17 protein-coding genes, 1 tRNA gene and 1 pseudogene are annotated in these 20,598 nt (G+C 38.2%); 14 read left to right on the forward strand and 5 right to left on the reverse strand.

Annotation, left to right across the window (positions count from 1 at the left end; all coding sequences use genetic code 11):
- The first annotated feature begins 232 nt into the window (after positions 1-232).
- From DC53_RS06650 to DC53_RS06645, 3 genes and pseudogenes are all read left to right on the forward strand, one after another.
- Positions 233-910 carry a TIGR00153 family protein gene (locus DC53_RS06650; protein WP_007375986.1) on the forward strand — a complete coding sequence of 226 codons (678 nt, stop codon included), beginning with the start codon at positions 233-235 and terminating at the stop codon, positions 908-910.
- A 39-nt stretch (positions 911-949) separates the two neighbouring features.
- A pseudogene (locus DC53_RS0120615) lies at positions 950-2,219 on the forward strand (inorganic phosphate transporter).
- An 82-nt stretch (positions 2,220-2,301) separates the two neighbouring features.
- The gene (locus DC53_RS06645) at positions 2,302-3,228 is read left to right on the forward strand and encodes a hydrogen peroxide-inducible genes activator (RefSeq protein ID WP_007375988.1); all 927 of its coding nucleotides are present in this window, start codon (positions 2,302-2,304) and stop codon (positions 3,226-3,228) included.
- A gap of 18 nt (positions 3,229-3,246) precedes the next feature.
- Here DC53_RS06645 and DC53_RS06640 read toward each other — a convergent pair whose 3' ends face one another.
- Both DC53_RS06640 and DC53_RS06635 read right to left on the reverse strand, forming a co-directional pair.
- Positions 3,247-3,459, reverse strand: coding sequence for a hypothetical protein (locus tag DC53_RS06640; RefSeq protein ID WP_007375989.1), 213 nt, complete (start codon positions 3,457-3,459; stop codon positions 3,247-3,249).
- Positions 3,460-3,659: 200 nt separating this feature from the next.
- Positions 3,660-6,176, reverse strand: a complete 2,517-nt coding sequence (locus DC53_RS06635; RefSeq protein WP_033030814.1) for an EAL domain-containing protein — start codon at positions 6,174-6,176, stop codon at positions 3,660-3,662.
- 185 nt (positions 6,177-6,361) lie between these two features.
- Here DC53_RS06635 and queA point away from each other — a divergent pair, with 185 nt between their 5' ends.
- From queA to DC53_RS06600, 7 genes are all read left to right on the forward strand, one after another.
- Positions 6,362-7,393 carry a tRNA preQ1(34) S-adenosylmethionine ribosyltransferase-isomerase QueA gene (gene queA / locus DC53_RS06630; protein WP_007375991.1) on the forward strand — a complete coding sequence of 344 codons (1,032 nt, stop codon included), beginning with the start codon at positions 6,362-6,364 and terminating at the stop codon, positions 7,391-7,393.
- A 270-nt stretch (positions 7,394-7,663) separates the two neighbouring features.
- Positions 7,664-8,791: a tRNA guanosine(34) transglycosylase Tgt gene (gene tgt / locus DC53_RS06625; protein ID WP_007375992.1), complete on the forward strand. Its 1,128-nt coding sequence runs from the start codon at positions 7,664-7,666 to the stop codon at positions 8,789-8,791.
- A 26-nt stretch (positions 8,792-8,817) separates the two neighbouring features.
- Positions 8,818-9,156 carry a preprotein translocase subunit YajC gene (gene yajC / locus DC53_RS06620; RefSeq protein WP_007375993.1) on the forward strand — a complete coding sequence of 113 codons (339 nt, stop codon included), beginning with the start codon at positions 8,818-8,820 and terminating at the stop codon, positions 9,154-9,156.
- A gap of 19 nt (positions 9,157-9,175) precedes the next feature.
- The gene (gene secD / locus DC53_RS06615) at positions 9,176-11,035 is read left to right on the forward strand and encodes a protein translocase subunit SecD (RefSeq protein WP_033030816.1); all 1,860 of its coding nucleotides are present in this window, start codon (positions 9,176-9,178) and stop codon (positions 11,033-11,035) included.
- 9 nt (positions 11,036-11,044) lie between these two features.
- The gene (gene secF / locus DC53_RS06610) at positions 11,045-11,992 is read left to right on the forward strand and encodes a protein translocase subunit SecF (RefSeq protein WP_007375995.1); all 948 of its coding nucleotides are present in this window, start codon (positions 11,045-11,047) and stop codon (positions 11,990-11,992) included.
- A gap of 132 nt (positions 11,993-12,124) precedes the next feature.
- A complete protein-coding gene (locus DC53_RS06605) occupies positions 12,125-13,909 on the forward strand; it encodes a GGDEF domain-containing protein (protein WP_008138895.1) in 1,785 nt (594 codons plus the stop codon).
- A gap of 17 nt (positions 13,910-13,926) precedes the next feature.
- On the forward strand, positions 13,927-14,736 hold the full coding sequence (locus DC53_RS06600; RefSeq protein WP_007375997.1) for a substrate-binding periplasmic protein: 810 nt from the start codon (positions 13,927-13,929) through the stop codon (positions 14,734-14,736).
- A gap of 121 nt (positions 14,737-14,857) precedes the next feature.
- Here DC53_RS06600 and suhB read toward each other — a convergent pair whose 3' ends face one another.
- Positions 14,858-15,661, reverse strand: a complete 804-nt coding sequence (gene suhB, locus DC53_RS06595) for an inositol-1-monophosphatase (RefSeq protein ID WP_007375998.1) — start codon at positions 15,659-15,661, stop codon at positions 14,858-14,860.
- Positions 15,662-15,895: 234 nt separating this feature from the next.
- Here suhB and DC53_RS06590 point away from each other — a divergent pair, with 234 nt between their 5' ends.
- The gene (locus DC53_RS06590; RefSeq protein WP_008138897.1) at positions 15,896-16,312 is read left to right on the forward strand and encodes a VOC family protein; all 417 of its coding nucleotides are present in this window, start codon (positions 15,896-15,898) and stop codon (positions 16,310-16,312) included.
- Positions 16,313-16,633: 321 nt separating this feature from the next.
- Here the strand turns inward: DC53_RS06590 and DC53_RS06585 are convergent, their stop codons facing one another.
- Entirely contained in the window at positions 16,634-17,299 is a 666-nt protein-coding gene (locus DC53_RS06585; protein WP_033030818.1) for a LiaF domain-containing protein, read from the reverse strand.
- 316 nt (positions 17,300-17,615) lie between these two features.
- Here DC53_RS06585 and DC53_RS06580 point away from each other — a divergent pair, with 316 nt between their 5' ends.
- The 3 genes from DC53_RS06580 to DC53_RS06575 all read left to right on the forward strand — a co-directional run bounded on the left by DC53_RS06580 (position 17,616) and on the right by DC53_RS06575 (position 18,761).
- Entirely contained in the window at positions 17,616-18,182 is a 567-nt protein-coding gene (locus DC53_RS06580) for a BON domain-containing protein (protein WP_007376001.1), read from the forward strand.
- 64 nt (positions 18,183-18,246) lie between these two features.
- On the forward strand, positions 18,247-18,405 hold the full coding sequence (locus tag DC53_RS21510) for a YqaE/Pmp3 family membrane protein (protein ID WP_002957822.1): 159 nt from the start codon (positions 18,247-18,249) through the stop codon (positions 18,403-18,405).
- Between the two features lie 279 nt (positions 18,406-18,684).
- Positions 18,685-18,761: transfer RNA gene (locus DC53_RS06575), tRNA-Ile, on the forward strand.
- A 146-nt stretch (positions 18,762-18,907) separates the two neighbouring features.
- Here the strand turns inward: DC53_RS06575 and DC53_RS06570 are convergent.
- Positions 18,908-20,569 carry a DUF8371 domain-containing protein gene (locus DC53_RS06570; protein ID WP_033030820.1) on the reverse strand — a complete coding sequence of 554 codons (1,662 nt, stop codon included), beginning with the start codon at positions 20,567-20,569 and terminating at the stop codon, positions 18,908-18,910.
- Positions 20,570-20,598 lie beyond the last annotated feature (29 nt).

Genomic DNA, 20,598 nt, shown 5'->3' on the forward strand with positions numbered 1-20,598 from the left:
CAAAAACTGGAAAAGTTAAACAACGAAAATTCTACAGATAGCCTCCATTAAAAATGGGGGGATTACCGAAAAATCTCTATAAATTTAATTATTTCATTCTTTTGTATTAAAGCGGCCTTGTGTCGCTTTGTGCATTGTTAGCACAAGTGAAGCAATAAAAAGCATTCACAATCGTTGTGAATGCTGTAAAATTCATGCTGCAAAGCATATCAATTTGATTAAAGGGTCAGTTATGCCTACAAACGCGTTTTTAGGAGTATTTGCAAAATCTCCTATCAAACCTATGGAAGAACACATCAAGAAGGTTCATCAAGCAAGTAAAGCTTTGATACCTTTTTTTAATCACGTATTTAAAGAAGAGTGGGTACAAGCAGAAGAGCTTCGTATCACTATTCGTAATTTAGAGCGTGAAGCCGATGATATGAAAAGAGATATACGTTTACAGCTACCGCGTGGATTATTCATGCCGGTAGAGCGTACAGATCTGCTCGAATTAGTAACCCAACAAGACAAAATTGCTAATAAAGCGAAAGACATTGCTGGACGTGTGATTGGTCGTGAAATGACCATTCCTAAAGTTATGCAAGTTGATTTTCTTGCTTATTTAACTCGTTGTGTAGATGCAACTAAACAAGCATCTAAAGCAATTAATGAGTTAGAAGAATTGCTAGAAACTGGTTTTAAAGGTCGCGAAGTGACCTTAGTAGAAAAAATGCTAGTAGAATTGGATGCGATAGAACAAGACACGGATGAAATGCAAATAAAAGTACGTCGCCAACTGCGAGTTGTAGAAGGTGAGCTAAATCCAATTGATGTAATGTTTTTATACAAAATCATTGAGTGGGTTGGCGAGCTTGCAGATATTGCAGAGCGCGTAGGATCACGTCTTGAGCTGATGTTAGCTCGTTAATTTAAAATCAGTTCAATTACGAAAGATTAAGGTTACACAATGGATATCATTGCATCTTACGGCACGGTATTAATTTTAATTGCCGCAGCAGTCGGCTTTTTTATGGCTTATGGTATTGGCGCGAATGACGTTGCTAATGCTATGGGTACTTCAGTAGGTTCTAAAGCGCTTACAATCAAACAAGCAATTTTTATTGCGATGATTTTTGAATTTGCAGGTGCTTACTTAGCAGGTGGTGAGGTTACATCAACAATCCGTAAAGGAATTATTGATGCAGCACCATTTGCAGATATTCCTGAGCTTATGGTTCTGGGCATGATTGCTTCTTTATTTGCAGCCGGAACATGGCTATTAATGGCTTCGTTCCTAGGTTGGCCGGTATCAACTACTCACTCAATCATTGGCGCAATCATTGGTTTTGCGTTAGTTGCTGTTGGTACTGAGGCAATCCAATGGGATAAAGTAGGTGGTATTGTTGGTAGTTGGATTATAACACCGGCTATATCAGGCTTTATTGCATACTTAATATTTATGAGTGCGCAAAAGCTTATTTTTGATACAGACGCTCCACTTAAAAATGCTAAACGTTATGTACCGCTTTATATGGGTCTAGCGGGCTTTATTATGGCTTTAGTTACAATTAAAAAAGGCTTAAAGCATGTTGGCATAGATTTAGGTGCTGTTGAAGGCTATGCACTTTCTATCGCTATTGCGGTTATTGTGGGTATTATTGGTAAAATTGCCATTTCTCGTTTGAAGATTGATCCTCAAGCGGATAAGCAAATGCAGTTCAACAATGTTGAAAAAGTATTTGCTGTATTAATGGTATTAACTGCATGTTGTATGGCATTCGCCCATGGTTCTAATGACGTTGCTAATGCTATTGGTCCACTAGCTGCTGTTGTAAACATTGTTGAAAACAATGGTGAAATTGCTAAGAAAGCCGCTATTGCATGGTGGATTCTACCGCTTGGTGGTTTTGGTATTGTGGCAGGTCTTGCTATCTTAGGTAAAAAAGTAATTAAAACGATTGGTGAAGGCATTACACATTTAACGGCCTAGCCGTGGTTTTGCTGCTGAACTAGCTGCTGCTTCAACGGTTGTTATTGCATCAGGTACTGGTATGCCAATCTCTACTACTCAGACCTTAGTTGGCGCGGTATTAGGTGTAGGTATGGCACGTGGAATTGGGGCACTTAATATGGGCGTAATCAGAAACATTGTAGTTTCTTGGGTAATTACGTTGCCAGTTGGTGCTGCCCTTGCTATTGTTATTTTCTACGTACTAAGAACCGCTTTTGGGGTTTAACAAAAAAGTACTTAAAGACTTTTAGCTTGAAAAGATCTCAACGCCCTAGGTGTTGGGGTCTTTTTATTTGTGGAAAGAAAAAATGACCAATCTTCCAAGCATCAAACAGCTACAGTATTTATTAGCTGTTCATCAACATCAACACTTTGGGCGTGCCGCGAGCGCGTGCTTTATAGGTCAATCCACTTTAAGTAGTGCGATTCAAAACCTTGAAGAAACACTTGGTTGTCAGCTCATCGAGCGAGAAAATCGTAGCCTTATGTTTACCAGCATCGGCGAAGAAGTTGTAGAGCGTTCTCGTAAAATAATTAATGATACAATTAGCTTAAAAGAGCTGACTAAAAGCTTTTTAACTCCCCTCAGCGGTAAGTTAACCGTGGGTGTAATACCGACTATAGCGAGCTTTATTGCTGCGCCGCTCTATCACTTTTGCAAACAAACTTTTTGCGACTTAGAGCTGGTATTGATAGAAGACACGAGCGATAAACTACTCGACAAGCTCGAGCATGGTCATATTGATTTAGCGCTATTAGCCTTACCATACGAAACGGATAAGTTTCATACTCAAATTTTGGCAAAAGATCATTTTAGCTTAGTGCATCATAAAGAATATATGCCTGCAAAGGGGGTAGAGGACTTTAATTTGCTACCAGATGCGAGTGTATTCTTACTGGAGCGTGAGCATTGTATGACAGGGCATGCGCTTAGTGCGTGTCACTTAAATCGTGCTAGTTGTATTAATCCATTTGAAGCAGCAAGCTTGCATACTTTGCTTAGCATGGTTGAACATCAACTTGGCGTGACTTTTTTACCGCAAATGGCAATTAATGCAGGAATTTTAGATAATAAAAATATGACAGCGACACCATCGCAAAGCGACGCATACCGTGATATCGGTATATTGTGGCGTAAAACAACGGGACGAATTCGCGACTTTAAATTATTTAGTCAGCAGCTTGAGGTGTTTTTACAACGCCAATGTAGTTTGGAGTTTAATAAAACAAAGTGATTTAAATGTTAAAGCAGCCTAAAGAGGCTGCTTTTGATCATGGTTATGGTGTTCAAAAGGTTCTAGCTCCGGTAAAAATAATAAATAGATCCACACCACTAAATTAAAATAAGGCATGCAACCTAATACTGTAAATACTCGAATTGGGTAGCCCTTTATGCTCGCGTATCGATAGCATTGATACGCTATTGCAAAGTGAATAAGTAGTAATAAGATAATCAATTGCGTCATATTTATCTCCTCAAACCTTATTTTAAAACAGCCCGTGATTTAGGGTTCTGTATTTGCAATAGGTAATGTCATGTTTGTTAAGCGTAATCCTTTAAATAACATGACATTCGTATTGTGATGAGGAAAGTATAGGTAAAAAAGATAATAATGATAGTAATAAAATGCTTAAAATTGTTTATTAATGCTTAATATGAGCTAGGTTATTGTTGGTAAAAAACTTTATTTTTTAGAATATTTTCAAGCTCTGTCTTTACTTTTTCAACCGCCATAGGACGTGCAATAAAGTAGCCTTGTCCGTAATCCACACCAATCTCTTTTAGTGCAAAAAATATATCTTTATTTTCAACATACTCAGCCACAGAACGCTTATCGAGTGACCGGCTTATATCATTAATTGCTTTTACTAACGCTAAATCGATGGGGTCGTTAAGCATGTCACGTACAAATGAGCCGTCAATTTTTACATGCTGTGCGGGAAGCTGCTTTAAATAATTAAAAGTACTAAAGCCGGTACCAAAGTCATCTATAGAAAAGTGACAACCTAAGCTATTGAGCTTCTCAATCATCTTACGTGTTGCTTTTAGATTATTAATACTTGCAGATTCAGTAATTTCAAAAATAATACGAGTAGGTGATACTTGATATTTTTCTAAGCTTGACTCTATAAGCGGTAGTAATCGTTCATCTAAAAATGATTGTGCTGATAGATTAATTGCGACTTGATTTAATTCTGGGTGTTTTTCAACACAAGCAAGCGTGTTACGAATAACACATTGATCCATCAAAAATGTATCGTTTAACATTTCAAGCGATGGAATAAATTGATTGGGGTACACAAGTTTATCATTGAGCTTTAATCGTAGCAGCACTTCAAAGTAAGCAACTTTACTTTGTTTGAAGTCCCAAATAGGCTGATAATGAAGCTCTATATTATCTTGTTGTAATGCTTGGCGGATTTCGTGACCCCATTCCAAACCTGTTTGCAATGTCTTATTTTGCGAGTCTTCTTTTGAATAACAGTGGACTAAATTTCGACCTAAATTTTTAGCTATATATAAGGCGATGTCGGCTTGTTTTAAGCATTCATTGGGATCGCAATTTTTAGATGTTATTTGAGCTAAGCCAATAGAGCAGCTTATTGTGTAAACTTGATCCTCTGATTTAAAAGTATGCTGTTCAATTGCGATACAAACACCTTCGGCCACTAAATGCGCTTCTAATAAGTTCATGTTTGTTAAAATAACAGCAAATTCGTCACCGCCAATACGGCAAACAAGGTGTTCATCACCGATATTGTCTTTAAACAGTTGAGCCACTTCTTTTAAGACAATATCGCCCTGATGGTGGCCCTTACTGTCATTTATTATTTTAAAGTGATCAAGATCGATATAAATAATAGCATGTTCTATATCATCGAAAGTGTGCTTTGGTTGGCAGATATGATTAAGTTGTTGATCAAAATAATAGCGGTTATGTAAGCCTGTAAGTGGATCGTGATGCGCTAAATGGCGTAACTGTAATTCAGCTTGCTTTCGCTCATGAATATTGTCGATTGTGGCGGTAATTGTTGCTGTATTACGACTATTTTTGATCAGTTGAAACCTGCATTCTACCCAAATTTGAGTGCCATTTTTGTGCTGTAACTTAATTTCTACTTGTTGCTGATTTTCACCCCCCCCTAAAATATCACAAATCGTATTTTGTAATTTTTCTTGGCATTCATTAATACAAAATGCGGTTAAAGGTTTTTGCAGTGTTGGTTTTACGCCATGACCACTTAGTGTTTCCCAAGCTGGATTTATAAAGCGTATTTTACCTAGTTGATCAAGTTCAAGTACCACGGTATTTAAGTGTAATAGAATGCGTTGGTGGGCTGAGAATAACTCTTTATATTTCACTTCACTTACACTCAATTGCTCAACTTTGTTGGCAAATTCAGCATAACTGACCATAAAGTCTTCTCGACGTGCTGCGTGGTCACATACTTTATTTAAAAAAGAAGGGTCGTAGGGGGCACGAATAAAATCGGTAACACCTGATAATAAGAGCTGCTCTGCATAATTTGCATCATCATTATCTATAATTGTTACAATTGCCTGTTTTGGGTTATGTTGCAAAATCTCTTCTACTAAAACACTCGACGTTTCAGCTCTTGCGGCTGTGGCATCTAACAGTACGATGGCAAATTTTTGCTGGTAGTAAGCGTTTAGCGCTTCTTTGCTTGTTGTTGTATGTGTAATTGCAAAGTTTAGCTTTAGTTGTGCGCTAATATCATTGGCTTTATCTTGCAGTGGCTCAAGTAATAAGAGGTTTAAGCGGCTACTTTTTTCTAAATGTGTCGACAGCACATTAGCCAAAACCTGTGGCAGCATGTCTTGTTGCTCAAAAGGCAGTACGGCATCAATACCATAACTACGCGCAGTTGTTTCTGCGATGCGTTCACAATAAATGGGAGGGATGAGTAGTATCGGCGTATTCTTTGGTGTTTTTAATAAACCCGAACGGATCATCCGTGAAAAGCGCCAACCATCTATTTTACCAACATTGAGGCCCGTGATAATAATATCAACAGGCTGTTGCTTTAATAGTTTTAAAGCTTGTTGGCTGTCTTGTACTTCAATAAAAGCAAAAACATTCAGGCTCTCTAAAGTGGCACGAATAGTAAGGCGTTCAGCACGACTTGCGTTTAATATTAGCAATTTAAGTTGCTCTACCACGTATTTCTCAACCCATATTTATTTAACCGAATAAGAATAGTGATTTTTTGATTGAAGAACAAGAAAATTAATGGTCATTCGTAGGCTTGCGTACTTCAATTTTGCAGAATATAAGGGGATTTCTTGAGCTTGATAGGCGATAGATATACACTTGGCGCGATTTTAAATGATGTGGATTACTAACTATGCGCGTAGCTGATTTTAGCTTTGACTTACCTGATGAATTAATAGCTCGCTTTCCTAAGCCGGATCGTACGAGTAGTCGTTTACTTAGCCTAGATGGGCCTAGTGGTAGTGTAGAACACAAAGTCTTTAGTGACATACTTGAACTGGTAAATGAAAACGACTTACTGGTTTTTAATAATACCAGAGTAATCCCTGCACGCATGTTTGGTCAAAAAGCATCAGGTGGTAAAGTTGAAGTATTAGTTGAACGCGTACTTGATGAACATCGTGTGCTTGCACATGTCCGTGCTAGCAAATCATTAAAGCCTGGTAATGAAGTTATTTTAGAAGGTAAGGCCAAGGCAATAATGGTTGCACGGCATGACACGTTATTTGAGCTTGAATTTGATCACAGTCAAAACGTACTTGATATATTAAACGACATTGGACACATGCCATTACCGCCTTATATCGACCGTCCTGATAACGAGGCAGATCGTGAGCGCTATCAAACAGTTTATGGTGAAAAACCAGGGGCAGTGGCAGCGCCTACTGCTGGTTTACATTTTGATAAACAGTTAATGGCTGCATTAAAGGATAAGGGCGTGCAAATGGCTTTTGTTACCTTGCATGTTGGTGCAGGTACTTTTCAGCCAGTGCGTGTTGACAGTGTTGACGATCATATAATGCATTCCGAATACATTGAAGTGCCAGAAGATGTGGTAGCGGCTGTTGCAAAAACTAAAGCGAAAGGTGGGCGCGTTATTGCCGTTGGTACAACCTCAGTGCGTTCATTAGAATCTGCAGCAAAAGTACATGGTGGCAAGCTAGACACTTACTTTGGTGATACAGATATATTTATTTATCCGGGTTATCAGTTTAATGTAGTGGATGCCATGGTTACTAATTTTCACCTACCGGAATCAACGCTTATAATGTTAGTGAGTGCCTTTAGCGGGCAAGACAACATTATGGGTGCGTATAACACGGCAATTGAACAGCAGTATCGTTTTTTTAGTTATGGCGACGCGATGTTTTTAACACGTAAATAGTTAAGTAACCGGCCCTATTGCAAGTAAATTCAACACAGTTAGCGCTGAAAATAGTTGCTTGAGACAGACTTATTATCCAGGGTTCAGGTTAAGTATTAAATTATCAGTAAAAATGATTACAAACCCCAGTTAAGTTGCTGGGGTTTTTTATTTGAATGAAGTTATCAGTATTGAATTTACCGCAGCTAATAGTATTGGCTGGTCAAAAAGGGTAGAATCGAGCGGTTAAATTATAGCTTGTTGGACTGTTTTTCTGACATTGAGGATGATATGAAATTTGAATTAGACCGTACTGACGGAAAAGCGCGCCGTGGCCGCTTGATTTTTGACCGTGGTGTAATAGAAACACCTGCATTTATGCCTGTTGGTACTTACGGTACTGTAAAAGGTATGACGCCAGATGAAGTAAAAGCGACTGGTGCACAAATTTGTTTAGGTAATACCTTCCACTTAATGCTTCGCCCAGGTACTGAGATCATTAAGCAGCATGGTGATTTACATGACTTTATGAACTGGGATTTCCCTATTTTAACTGACTCAGGCGGTTTTCAGGTATTTAGCCTAGGCGCAATGCGTAAAATCACTGAAGAGGGCGTATTATTTCAATCACCTGTAAATGGTGATGAAATTATGATGTCACCTGAAAAATCGATGGAAGTACAACGCGATTTAGGCTCAGATATTGTAATGATATTTGACGAATGTACGCCGTATCCAGCGACTGAAAAAGAAGCTAAAGATTCTATGGAGCTATCTCTTCGTTGGGCTAAGCGTTCTAAAGAAGGTCATGGCGACAACCCATCTGCTTTGTTTGGTATTATTCAAGGTGGTATGTACCCAGAATTACGTGCACAATCACAAGCCGGTCTTGAAGACATTGGTTTTGACGGTTATGCATTAGGTGGCCTATCAGTAGGCGAGCCTAAAAACGAAATGATGAACATTCTTGATCATTGTGCGTTTAAAATGCCAGAAGACAAACCTCGTTACCTTATGGGTGTAGGCAAACCAGAGGACTTAGTTGAGTCGGTTCGCCGAGGCATTGATATGTTTGACTGTGTTATGCCAACGCGTAATGCACGTAATGGTCATTTATTTATTACCACAGGTGTGGTTAAAATACGTAACGCAGTGCATAAAACAGATACAGGGCCACTTGACCCTGAGTGTGATTGCCATACGTGTGGGAATTATTCACGAGCTTATTTGCATCACCTTGATAAATGTAATGAAATTTTAGGTGCGCGACTAAACACAATTCATAATTTACGTTACTATCAACGTGTTATGGAAGGTTTACGCAATGCAATTAGCGAAGGTAAATTAGAAGAATTCGTAAAAGATTTTTATGCTCGCCGAGGCCAAGATGTGCCAGAGCTAGCAGATATAAAAAATTAAACTTTAAAAATTAAAGAGGAAGTATCATGAGTTTATTTATTTCAAACGCACAAGCAAGTACAGGCGCAGCAGCGGCAGGCGGCGGCACTATGCAAATGCTAATTATGTTAGCTATTTTTGGTTTAGTTTTTTACTTTTTGATTTATCGCCCACAAGCTAATCGTGTTAAAGAACACAAAAGCCTAATGAATGCGATGGCTAAAGGTGACGAAGTGCTAACTCAAGGTGGCTTAGTAGGTAAAATAGTTAAAATTTCTGAAGATAAAGATTTCATCGTTATCTCTTTAAATGAGCAAGCAGAAGTAACAGTACAAAAATCATCTGTATCAGCAGTATTGCCAAAAGGCACAATGAAGTCGCTATAAAAATAATAAGGACGACCCCGTGTTAAACAAGTTTCCGGTTTGGAAGTATTTACTTGTTTTAGCTTTGGTAGCCATTGGCCTTTTATATGCTTCTCCAAACTTGTATGGTCGCGATCCGGCTATACAAGTTTCAGGTGCTAAAGGTGCTGATGTCGATCTCAGTGTTGTAGACAAAGTAAACGAAATCCTCAAAAAAAATAATGTAACCGCTAAATCGACAATACTTGAAGATGGACAAATTTTAGTTCGTTTAAAAAATGTTGAAGAGCAGTTAAAAGCGCAAGATTTACTGCGTGATTCGCTTAGTGATGATTACATTTCTGCTATTAATATGGCACCCGCTCAACCAGCTTGGTTAAAAGCGGTTGGTGGCAACCCAATGAAGTTAGGCCTTGATTTAAGTGGTGGCGTTCATTTCACCATGGAAATCGACATGGCAACAGCGGTTGATAACCAACTTGAGCAAATGGAACAAGATTTTCGCAGTGATCTGCGCGAAGAAAAACTACGTTACCGTAGTGTTCGCCGTGTAGCTGGCTCTGAACGTATGCGTGTAGAAATGCGTACCGAAGAAGACAAAAATGCTGCAGAAAGTTTCTTAGAAACTCGCTACCCGCTAAACGTTTACATTGATGATAGCAGCAACGATAAAGCATTTTTTGCAACAATGAGTGAGCAAAAACTCAAAGAAATTCGTGACTACGCTATCAAGCAAAATGAAACGATTATTCGTAACCGTATCAACCAAATTGGTGTTGCAGAGCCTAACGTACAACGCCAAGGCGCTGAGCGTATTATTGTTCAACTACCCGGTATTCAAGATACAGCACGCGCTAAAGAAATTTTAGGTGCGACAGCAACACTTGAATTTCGTGAAGTAGACGAAAATGCCGATGCAAGTGCTGCTGCTCAAGGTCGTATCCCAGCGGGTACTGAAATGATCATGAGCCGCGACGGTTACCCTGTTGTACTTAAAAAGCGTATTATTTTAGAGGGCAGCCATATTACGGGCGCGCAATCTGGCGCTGATGAATACCAACGTCCACAAGTTAGTATTACGTTAGATAGCAAAGGTGGGGCAAAAATGAATGCCTTTACCAAACGCGCTATTGGTAAGCGTATGGCAACGGTATTTATCGAATACAAGCCATCAGGTAAAAAAGATGCAGATGGTAAAGCACTTCCGCCTATTAAGGTTGAAGAAGTAATTAACGTGGCAACAATTCAAGCACGTCTTGATCGTTCGTTCCGTATTACAGGTATAGACAACCCAGCTGAAGCGCACAACTTAAGTTTACTACTTCGTGCAGGTGCGCTTGTAGCACCAATTCAAATTGTTGAAGAGCGCACAGTAGGTCCAAGCTTAGGACAAGAAAATATTGAAGCGGGTATGACTGCGGTTGCACTTGGTTTTGCGTTTGTACTTGTGTTTATGCTTGTGTACTACAAAGGCTTTGGTATGGTTGCAAACCTTGCGCTTGCGGCCAACTTAGTACTGATTGTTGGCGTTATGTCTTTAATTCCAGGCGCTACACTTACGCTACCAGGTATTGCGGGTATTGTATTAACAGTTGGTATGGCGGTTGATGCTAACGTACTTATTTTTGAACGTATTCGTGAAGAACTGGCCGATGGTCGTAGTCCTCAACAAGCGATTCATTTTGGTTACGATAGCGCATTTAGCACTATATTTGATGCCAACATCACGACACTAATTGCTGCCATTATACTGTTTGCAGTGGGCACAGGTCCAATTGCGGGCTTTGCAGTGACACTTGCGATTGGTATTTTAACTTCAATGTTTACAGCCATCGTTGGTACCCGTGCGGTAATCAACTTATTTGTTGGTGGTAAACGCATTGATAAACTTTCGATTTAAGGAGCAGACATGCAAATTTTAAGTTTGGGTAGTAGAACCCTTCGTTTCATGTCTCTTCGAAAAGTGGCTATGGGTTTTTCGACGTTACTAATTTTAGCGTCGTTTGCATCAATTTTTGTTAAAGGCTTAAACTTTGGTTTAGATTTTACAGGCGGTACTGCTGTAGAAGTGGGTTTTTCACAACCTGCTGACCTTAAAAAAGTACGTGATGCGCTAGCTGAAAATGGCTTTTCCGATGCATCGGTACAATTGTTTGGTTCAAGCCAAGAGATTTTAGTTCGCTTAGCGCCACGCGGTAGCGATGTAAAAGCTGAAGTAATTGGTAACCAAGTAATCGACGCACTTAAAAAAGCAGACGACAGCGTAGTAATGCGCCGCATTGAATTTGTTGGCCCAAGTGTAGGTGAAGACTTAAAAGAGCAGGGTGGCCTAGCCATGTTAACTGCACTTATTTGTATCTTAATCTATGTTGCATTTCGCTTTGAATGGCGCTTCGCTGTGGGTGCGGTAGGTGCACTATTACACGATGTTATTATTACTGTAGGTTTGTTTTCTATATTAGGTTTAGAGTTTGATTTAACTATATTGGCGGCAATTCTTGCGGTAATTGGTTATTCACTTAACGATACCATTGTTGTGTCGGACCGTATTCGTGAAAACTTCCGTAAAGTACGCATTGACGACACAGTTGAAATTATTGATATTTCACTTACCCAAACACTTAACCGTACACTTGTAACATCAATCACCACTATTTTAGTATTGATTGCCTTGTTTGCATGGGGCGGACAAACTATTCATGGCTTTGCAACTGCATTGTTATTTGGTGTGTTTATTGGTACTTATTCTTCTATTTATGTTGCCAGCTCTGTTGCACTTGCAATGGGCGTAAGCAAAGAAGATTTAATACCAGAAGTAATTGAAAAAGAAGGTGCAGACCAAGACGCTATGCCGTAATGGTTGTGTAACTGTTAAAAAAACCGCTCTGTTGAGCGGTTTTTTATTGCGTGGCGTTTATTTCAGTGCAATAAAATTGTAATACAGGCTTGCTACTTTATTATTCTTATCAAATTATAATTAGAGTCCGACGTGACCGTACAACACAAAGTTTTAGAGTATATTTTAAATAATGCTGAAATAACGACATTATTTCAGCCTATTTTTAATATATCTAATCAAAGTATTATTGGTTACGAAGCGCTCAGTCGCGGTCCTAAAAATAGTCCACTTGAAATGCCGAATAAGTTATTTGAAGTGGCTCATCAGCATGCATTAATTTCAGAACTTGAATTATTATGTCGCTCTAAAGCAATCGAAAACTTTGTAAAATTAAACCTCCAAGGCAAGCTCTTTTTAAATGTAAGCCCTAAAACTTTACTCGATCCGTGTCACCCCAAAGGCGAAACGTTGCATTTAATTGAGCAATTTGGATTAGCTGCGAACAGAGTTGTGATTGAAGTTACTGAGCAAGAGAAAGTTGATGATGGGTTTTTACTTTTAAAAACAATTGCTCATTATCGAGAGCTTGGTTTTACCATTGCTATTGATGATTTAGGCGCTGGCTACTCAGGGTTAAAGCAGTGGTCTGAGTTATGTCCAGATTTTGTAAAAATAGATCGCTATTTTATTGATTTTTGTGATGAGAGTGACGTTAAAAAAGAGTTTTTAAAATCAATCACTATACTTGCTAAAGCAACTAATACAGCCGTTATTGCAGAAGGTATTGAGCGTCCGGAGGAGCTGGCGTTAGTTGAGAGCTTAGGCATTAGTAACGTACAGGGATTTTTACTCGAAAGGCCCAGTTTACGACCAAGTTATGACTTTAGTTCTGAGCAAATACAAGCACTAACATTTAAAGCAAAGGCGCTCTGTGAGCAATCAATGGCAATAGGGTATCTTGCTTTAACTCAGTCAGCAATTGATAGCGAAACACGCTGTAAGGATGCTCACAAGCTATTTGAGCAAGACAAATCAATTATTAGTATCCCAGTATTAAATCAAGATGACCAGCCAATTGGTTTACTTCATAAAGATCAGCTAACGGAAGTATTTGCGGCCCCCTACGGGCACGCACTTTATGATAAACGCCCAGTTACAGAATTAATGGACAAGCAGCCATTAGTCGTTGACGAGAATCAAATGCTTGATGTCGTAAGTAAGCAAATAACAGATCAGGATTTTGATATACGCAGGCATATAGTTATTACACGCAATAATAAATACTTGGGATTAGCGCCACTGAGAGATATTTTAAAACATATTACCGAAGAAAAAATTCGCCACGCACAGCACGCTAATCCGCTTACTATGCTACCAGGTAATGTTGCTATAAATGAAGCTATAGAGCAAAGGCTGCGTAATAAGTTAAAATTTTCATTAGCTTATATAGACCTAAATCACTTTAAACAATTTAATGACTTATATGGTTATGCCAGCGGTGATAGTGTAATTAAATTATTAGCCGATGTAACAGTGCAAGCTTGCACAAACAGTGCTAACTTTGTAGGACATATTGGCGGTGATGACTTTATGGTTGTGTTTGACCAAAGTGATGCAGTTACAATTTGCAATACAATTATTGAACGGTTTGAATTGCAGTCACAGCTATTTTTTACTCCTGAGCATATTAAAAGCAAGGGATACTGGGCTACAAATCGCGAAGGTGAAAAGCAATTTGTCCCTTTACTGACCTTATCGATTGGTTTGGTTGAACCTGATTTACAACAGTGTAAAAATAGTCATCAAGTAGCTGCATTAGCGACTGATGCTAAAAAAGAGGCCAAACGATACCGTCATAGCTATCTTTTTATCTGTAAGCGAAGAAGGCCTACACCAGCGGTGGTGCGTTTAGCAAATAGTAAAAAGGTAGTTTAACAAAGTAGGTGATTATTATGTTGCCATTTAAGTATCTGGTTAGCGTTGTAAGCTTGTTTGTGTGTAGTGCTATAGCAAGCGAAGTCAATATTATTAATGTCCCTCAAGATCAACACTCGCATTTTACGCGTGACGACTACCTCAATGAATTACTCTCAAAAGCACTTATCAGAGCCGATTACTCAGCTGAAATAAATTTAGTGCCAGTTCACCCTCATCAACAACGAAATCTTATGGCACTTGATGGGAACGCCCTTGATTTATATTGGAGCATGAGTAGCCCTGAGCGAGAGTCGTTGGCAATTGCAATTAAAATCCCTTTATTTAAAGGGTATATTGGTAAAAGGGCACTGCTTACGAATACAAAAAATGTAGATAAATTTAAAGGTATTACCTCTGTTGAGCAATTATCAATGCTTATTGCAGTGCAAGGTCATGATTGGCCTGACATGCGGATATTAGTTAACAATGGACTAAGTGTTAGGCCACTTTCTAATTTAAACTCGATGTTTGCATTAACAAGTCAGGGGCGGATTGATTATTTTCCGCGCTCATTCATCGAAGTTAATTCAGAGCTTATGGATTTAAAAGATAAGAATTTAGTAATAGTGCCAGATTTATACATTAGCTATCCAACTGGGCTTTATTATTTTGTCTCAAAAAATAAACCCGAACTGGCTCAAGCGATTGAAAAAGGGCTTAAGATCATGCAAAAAAATGGTGAATTTGATGCGCTATTTTATGAGTATTTCGCGACAGAGCTTAATTCATTACCTTACACAAAAGGTAAAACAATAGAGCTTAAGCTTGATAACCCTTATTTTTAGACACAAAAAAAGGAGCCTGAGCTCCTTTTTAGTATACTGCTGTACCAATCTACTTAGGTAGGGAAATTTAATTCGTTAAATTGTTCAAATACTTATGCAGATTAGTATTAGTAGCATTAAATTAGCGAAGTAACGACTCAGTTAATACTGGGCGAATTTCACGAATAATTGCTTGAGTCAATTTTGGTGAACCACAGATGATATTACCGCTGTGGCTATAGTTATTACCACCAGCAAAATCTACAACCATACCGCCGGCTTCTTTAACCATTAGTTCGCCCGCTGCAGAATTCCACGGTTTTAAACCAATTTCAAAAAATCCATCAACACGACCCGCTGCAACGTATGCCATATCTAGTGCAGAACAACCTGCGCGACGAATATCAGCAGTGTGTACAAACAATGCTTTAAACGCTTCAGTGTATGCATCCATGTGGTTTTTATTTTTGAAAGGGAAACCAGTAGCAAGTACAGTGCCCGCAAGAACGGTAGTTTTGCTTACACGAAGACGTTTGCTGTTAAGTTGAGTGCCTTGACCACGAGAAGCAGTGAAAAGCTCACCACGAATTGGATCATAAATAACAGCTTGGTCTAAACGACCTTTAACTTTAAGTGCGATAGAAACCGCGTAATGAGGGATGCCTTTGATGAAATTAGTTGTTCCATCGATAGGATCTACAATCCATTGGTAATCATCATCCTTGCCTTTATGCTCACCTAACTCTTCACCAACAATCGAGTGAGTTGGGTAAGATTGTAAAATAGTGTCACGAATTACGGCTTCAGCTTCTTTATCAATGTTAGTTACTAAGTCGTTAGCGCCTTTTTGTTGCACTTCAACTTTTGATAAATCTTCACTTGCGCGAAGTAAAATTTTGCCTGCGTTACGCGCAGCGCGAACCGCAATGTTTAACATTGGATGCATGGAGTTACCTTTGGGTTGTAAAAGAACGTTTATATATTTCAGCCGGCGTATTTTAGCGATTTCTGCCATAAAGTAAACAATAAACCCTAAATACTTTTGTGTGTTTTTTATACTTTATTGTTCTGCATATATATTTGCGGCTGTATAAAATTTAAATAAATCTAAAAAACCACTTTACCTAAAGTTAACTTGAGGTTTTATTGTGTTTGCATACTCAATCAAGAAGGACACATTATGTATTTAGAACATGTCAATTTAGTGGTTAATAATATTGAGGATATGATTAAATTTTATCAAGCGGTATTCCCTCATTGGTCAATCCGAAGTGAAGGTAGGGGCACTTGGCATGGTAAACCAAGGCGCTGGGTGCATTTTGGTGATGACACACAATACATTGCAATGAGCGATCATGGTGAAGGTGAAAACCGAGATTTAGCAGGCCATCAATTAGGTTTAGCGCACTTTGCTTACGTTACCCAAAATTTAGATGCAGTAGTAAAGCGTTTGCAACAAGTTGGTTTTAAAATAGATAAACAAGGCGGTGACAACCCATTTAGAAAAAATGTTTATTTTATCGATCCGGCTGGATTTGAAGTAGAGTTTGTAGAATATTTAAGTGATATACCAAGCGAGCGAAATAACGATTTATAATAAAACGTCAGGCAGTAACTTAGGCTTATTCATCTTTCGAAGTTTAATTTTAAGCCGTGTGTTTGGTTTTTAGTAGAACACACCTATGTGGTGTGCTTATTCCCTATAAATAGGTAATAACAACGTATAAATGCCAAACACAGGCTAACGAAAGGCTCTACCTAGGACTGCAGTTAGCACTGAAAATAGTTGCTTGAGATAGATTTATTATCCAGAGTTCAGGTTGTTTAGGTTACAAATCTCGGGCAGCGATTAAACGCACCTAATTAAGGCAATATCTGACCCTAAAGGCCAATCGACTCTAACGCGCTGCTAGATAAATTATAATGAGCGGTTATTATTAACGCCAAGTTGTGTTTTTAGCTCGTTTGCAAAGCTCATAAACTTCTCTTTTATGGTGCGTTTTATTTTAACTTCAACCGACCCCATTACTGCTTTACCTTCAATATGAATAGTGGGTCCTTGGCGCTTGTTAAGCGATACCGACTTGTTTTCAAGGCTGCTTAAAATACAAAACATTTTAGAGACTACATTTACATGCTCTGGTACATAAATTTCATCGCTACCAAAAATACAGTTAACGTGAATCGTTACATTTTGGTGGGTAAAAATGGCATCAGTAAAATCAAGCACTACAGAGCCCATAAAATTGGTTAAGTATATATTTTTTGGCACAACCCATTGACCACTGCGCTCGTTAGAACCCAAAATGCTGCGTAGCGTAAAATCATCATCGCTGTTTTGCTGTGCACTATAATGTGGAGTAAATTGCGATTGTTTTTCTGCTTTATATTGCTGATCGGTATTAAGTGTTAGGTCTTCAACTAGGATTAACAAAGCTTCATTACTACTTGCATCCATAGCCTCATCTAAGCGTCTTTCAAATGCATCCACTGAAATAACGCCATGGCTGTAATTATAAATTAATTGATCTATCACTTGTTCGCGTACTTGCTCTATTGGGCGGTCTTCAACTTTTACAGACATGGGTATTCCTTATTATATTTACTATTGGTGGTGAGTAAGCAAACGGCGTACCAAATATAATTTCAATAATTATCAGAGGCTTAATTTTTCAGTCTGTTTTTAGTTTTGTTATATTAACGATAGATTAACCAAAACAGCAATTATCTAGCTATTTTCACAATGTGAGAAAGTTTTACCGATGAGTCTGTAAATAGTTACACGGCTATAACATGAGATTAGTTGACTTAAATTTCCAACCCATTGAATTTAAATGTTAAATTTAGTTGGCCTAAAGTTCGCATTAGTTAAAGTGTCTTTAATCAAAAGGAGAAAGGTTATGAAAACATTTAACAAATCTATTATCGCGGCTTTAGTTCTTGGTACTACGGCTATGAGTGCCCAAGCAAACAGCTGGGAAAACGAAAGTAAAGATGCTTGGATTGATGGTAAGGCAGAAACAGTGCTACTTATGAACACTAATCTAAACAACTTTGACATTAACACTGATGTAAAAAATGGCAAGGTAGTACTTACAGGTAAAGTTGATAGCGAAATTGAAAAAGAGTTAGCAGAAGAACTTGTACTTAGCCTAGATGGCGTATCCGATGTTGAAAACAGCCTGACTGTTGTAAAAAACATGGATACCAAAAACACAGACAAAGACATGATGGATGATGGTGATAACGACCTAACAGACGCTAAAATCACCACCGTAATCACAACACGCTTCCTATTTGACTCAGAAGTTGGTGGTACAGACATCGATGTTGATACCGATAACGGTATTGTAACTCTAAACGGTTCTGTAGAATCTGAAGCTGAAAAACAGCTAGCGGTTAAAATTGCCAAAAATGCTGAAGATGTGCGCGACGTGGTAGATAAATTATCTATCGTTGCTGAATAATGCACTATACTCAAAGCCCAGTGAATCTGGGCTTTTTGTTTTTTAATTTTAAAGGAGTTAAGTTATGGATATCATTCGTATAATATTGTCAGTTTTATTACCGCCACTAGGTGTATTTTTGCAAGTAGGCTTAGGTATGCATTTTTGGTTAAATATTTTATTAACACTGCTAGGTTATTTCCCAGGGTTAATACACGCCATTTATATTATTGCTAAAAAGTAACGTTGTGTTATTTGTATTATTAGTTGTGTAAGTCAATTTTAAATACAGCTTAAAGAGGCACTTTTAATTGGCTTGCATGAATCCCTTCTCCTAAATTCCTCATTTTTACACATTACTCCCTCATAAAAGATTACTATTTAAGCAGTTAGCTTACTGATTGTTAAAATAAAGGTTTTTAGTAGTGACAAGCCCCCAAAAAGTTTTTATACTGCAACCCGCTTTAGTCGCTCTGTGACTGAACGCTTCAAAAATTAACTGCCTAGCAGTTATATAAAAGTTGGCCCCTTAGCTCAGTTGGTTAGAGCACACGACTCATAATCGTTAGGTCCCCAGTTCGAGTCTGGGAGGGGCCACCACTTTTACAAGCTTTCCAAGTAAATACCTGCTAACAGAAATTACCCTGTGCTACCTCTGTGCTACTTTTAATTATACTTATTAACTGGGTTGGGCTAAAGCGCTTAATACAAGAAAAATATTTATCGAATACAACTACCTTGACTGCTTATACATCACCAGAAACATCGATAACTACAACTTCAATTGCATCTTTTAGTTGCTCGCTTAGAGATGCCTCCAAAGCAGAAGCTAGTTCATCAACTGATTTAGGCTTATACTCCTTATAGTTTTTTGTGTTGGGTATCTTTCGTTTTGAGTCTAACCCGTACCAAAAAACTAAGAATATACCTCTCCCTGAGCGCTCTGCGTGTTTCATATATTGTTTGTATAATTGGTCCTTGGGTGCATCCCACAAATCAGGGTGATAGTGTCTCTTAATTTCGATAGGCAGTTTAAGATGCTGCTCTGTATAACTGCAAGCTATGTCAGCTCTTTTATTTGCAAATTGAAGATCTTCAGGCTCTGAGCTTATATAGTTAGGTAGTTTATTTCTAAGGAGTGTTAATAAAGCATCTCTTCCCTCATTTTCAGGCTTAGGATTAACTAACTTTCCGTATTGATCTACATTCCAAAATTGCTTATGAATATTAGCATTATCTGATTTAATAACTTTAGCTAAGTCATTTAAGTGAGCTGACACTAAGGAAGATAAGTCATCAATATTTGATGGCTTTTGATTAAACAATGTATTCGCAGCCCCCTTCCATGATGGCTTTTTAAAGCTTGCTTCCCTATATAGCTGTTCAGAGTCATGAATTGCTGCCATTAATGTTTGATTGTATGTATTAAACTCAGGTTCGCTGAGCATACCTCTAAGAGCATTTCTTGCCACCGGAAGTGGAATCGATGCTAGTTTAAATATTGCATCTTTAACTACAGCAGAAGCCTCATGATCATTTCTATTCCCTGACCAACCACTTTTTGGTCTTGGAGTATTTACAAACCGTCTTGCAAACTCATTAGCAAGACAGCTATAGATTGAAACTTTTTTTTCAGTTGATACCAGCTCTAAGTTGGGCCCATACTTCTCTATTTGTTCCTTAATAATCCAAAGTTGGTTGAGGCTATCTTCGTCATTCGGCATAAATTGCAGTTTGTAAGAAGGTAGGATAATGAACGCCTGTGCTACATAGAACTCTCTTAAATCCTTTTCTAGATCTTGAGCTGTACTTAATATATTTGTAACAATTTCTCCTAGCTTATTGAGACTTTCCTTATCATTGACTGCTCCATGCCAAAAGTCTTGAGCATAAGGTTTTGAAAAGCAGGCCTCTAAAAGTTTGATAGTTGATTCTTTACGAAATGCCTTTAGTTTTTTTGAATTTAGAAATATATGCTTTGCATGTAGATACTGAAAACCTGATTTAATTTCTGCTAACATATACTCATAATATGTTTCAACTGCCAATTGTGGCTTTTCATGCAGTATAGCTTGCAACCAGTTTCTTGATGTGTGGTCTCTTTTTTTTAATTGAGGTGATAGGCAAAAGCTATCCAGTATTAGTCCTAGCTTTATTTTATCTGTTGTCCATGCAGATATACTCTGGGTCTCTCTCCATAATTCGTCTAGTCCGGCTAAAAATGCAGATAAAATACGGGCTGATTTACCTTCTTTGGTGAGCTGAATTATATAACCTAAATCATAAAGGTCTGTTCTGTAAGTTATTGATTTGAAGCCTTCTAAGACGTAACTGAAGTCGTTACCATTGTAGTGGTCAACTAATTTTGGCCACAGTTTTAGAATCTTGATATCTAACCTCAGATTCATTTGGCGCTAAACCGGCATTATAATGATGC

Origin of the sequence: Pseudoalteromonas fuliginea, assembly GCF_000690055.1 — a bacterium.
Lineage (GTDB): Bacteria > Pseudomonadota > Gammaproteobacteria > Enterobacterales > Alteromonadaceae > Pseudoalteromonas > Pseudoalteromonas fuliginea.